At 48.1% G+C, this 1,987-nt stretch carries 1 protein-coding gene; it reads left to right on the forward strand.

What is annotated here, in order from left to right; genetic code table 11:
- The first annotated feature begins 884 nt into the window (after positions 1-884).
- A complete protein-coding gene (locus ACTIE0_RS03590; protein WP_006670500.1) occupies positions 885-1,658 on the forward strand; it encodes an RNA polymerase sigma factor in 774 nt (257 codons plus the stop codon).
- Positions 1,659-1,987 lie beyond the last annotated feature (329 nt).

Genomic DNA, 1,987 nt, shown 5'->3' on the forward strand with positions numbered 1-1,987 from the left:
TTGGGGGAACCCAACACCCTGTGGGAAACATATACCCGCTGTTGGGTTCCGTTGCACTCCACCCAACCTACCCAGAGCGATCGCACCTACCTGGGGGAATCCAAAATTCACTGTAACACTTGCGCTAATAACCGACTCATAAGTTGCGTCCTAAGCGATCGCTAAAACCCCGTTTCTTTGAATGCCAAAAAAGCGATCGCTCCCCCAGGCTTGTTACCATGGGGCCGGGCATTTTGGTATTGTTACGGAGTCAATCCCCTCCCAGGAGATTTAGGTGGAATTTTGGCCGGCTAGTTAAACAAGTTTCATAAATCGGATATAAACTTTTTGGGAAAGTAGGTTATGATACTTTTAGAGCCAGAACAATAAGGGTAGAATTATCGTCCCAGCCAGTTCAAGATATATGCTCTAAGATTGCAATTTTTTCCAATCATTATCATCATTAACCACATTACCAAGTAGTTAATCTGCGGCTAATGTGAGGCGGTGTTCTGTTGGCAAAATATATTCAAGAGGGTGCGGGTTTTGAGCGATCGTGACACATCACGGATCGCGAGACGAATTACATATATATAGGTATCTTCAATGACATATCAACCCTTGAGTTGCCTTTTGCCCATAAGGCAGGTCCAATGTGCTGAGTGCGAACCTGATTGGGCGTAAGTGCCAGCAGATATGCTTTTGGAACAGCTTTTAGCACTGCTGGTGGAAGTCCTTGTAGAATAAATATCCTGTGGAAGTGATTCCTGAAATGAATTAGTTGATTATGTGTAAGCACACCGAACCCTTATGGCTCATTCATGGATTTATTTAGGATGGCTAAATAAGGGTGTATATCTAACTGCTTTTCTTTTGACTCAACCCTAATAGAGAACTCTCAGAAAATGGATCTATCTAATAGTAGTTATCAGCTAACTGTCGAGTTTTGGCAACAATGGCTAGAGCATGAAGACTATCTCTGGCGTTGTTGTCTCAGACAAATGGGCAACCCCATTGAAGCCGAAGATGCCCTCAGTGAAGCCCTTTTGAAAGCCCAAAAACAACTGCAAAAACGGACGGAACGGATTAGGAATTGGAGGCAGTGGTTAGTTAAAGTAACCTGGAATCATTGTACAGATATCCTCAGACAGCGCGATCGCCAACATTTGAAAGTTGAGAATGTCGATCCGATCGCCTTAGCTGATGAATGGGTAAGTCCCGAACCCACGCCGGAACAGATTTGTATCGGCTGGGAACTGGAAGAATTTTTAGATCGCGCCATGGAGGCATTACCGCCGAAGAAGCGGGAAACCTTGATTCTCTACATGAAACAACAGCAGTCTTACCCAGAAGTTGCTGGGCGACTTCTCGTGTCCCCGGTCAACGTCCGTAAGCGCATTTCCGACGCCAGGCGGGTTTTGCGCCATCGCCTGGAAAGCTACGACCGCGACAGCCACGGTCTGCTGAAGCCATCTAAGAAGAAGGTCACAGGGCAATCGGTCCAGTTGACACCGGAAACAGTCGCCCCCCCTGAATCCAAAAAAAAGCGGACCAAAGCAACTCCCCTCCCGACCCAGAAACCCCAAACAAAAGTTAAAAAAGTTAAAGCGGTTTCCCGTCGGGCAAAATCCCAGGCTGGTGTTGCGGAACCCACCCAAAGAGCAAAAGTCAGGGTTTGACCCAATCGCCTCGATAGCATATCTGGAAGGCGATCGCACCTACCTGGGGGAACCCAACACCTCGTGGGTCAACATATACCCCTTTCCTCAGCCAAGAAACCCCGTTTTCCCAAAAATCGGGTTTCTCAGAACCCCCTTGGGGGAACCCAACACGCTGTGGGAAACATATACCCGTTGTTGGGTTCCGTTGCACTCCACCCAACCTACTACTGGAGAGCGATCGCACCTACCTGGGGGAACCCAACACGCTGTGGGAAACATATACCCGTTGTTGGGTTCCGTTGCACTCCACCCAACCTACTACTGGAGAGCGATCGCACCTACCTGGG

It is taken from the genome of Limnospira sp. (assembly GCF_051859755.1).
Classification (GTDB): Bacteria; Cyanobacteriota; Cyanobacteriia; order Cyanobacteriales; family Microcoleaceae; genus Limnospira; species Limnospira fusiformis.